Annotated in this window: 1 protein-coding gene; it reads left to right on the top strand. The window is 42.6% G+C overall.

Annotation, left to right across the window (positions count from 1 at the left end; all coding sequences use genetic code 11):
• On the top strand, positions 1-251 hold a 251-nt coding region (locus AAEY75_RS16320; RefSeq protein ID WP_352260200.1), incomplete at both ends, for a hypothetical protein.

Raw genomic sequence — 251 nt, 5'->3', positions numbered from 1 at the left:
ATTTAAAGTAACTGGCGAAACAAATACGGATGACTTGTCACCTGCACCAGATGCATGGTCTCGTCCAGATATTCCACTACATGCTTTAGCTATGCTAAAAATTGAACGTGATGGTATCACTCCTGACAAACCAGGCGAAGTAGGCCCAATCACCCAACTAGAAGAATTAAAAACTAAAGGCTTACCACTAGCTTACGTTGGTGATGTTGTTGGTACGGGTTCTTCACGTAAATCTGCAACTAACTCAGTGC

Origin of the sequence: Psychrobacter sp. TB55-MNA-CIBAN-0194, from assembly GCF_040309505.1 — a bacterium.
Classification (GTDB): domain Bacteria; phylum Pseudomonadota; class Gammaproteobacteria; order Pseudomonadales; family Moraxellaceae; genus Psychrobacter; species Psychrobacter fozii.
The sequence above is the reverse complement of the archived record's forward strand: the minus strand, read 5'-3'. Positions and strand labels throughout refer to the sequence as shown.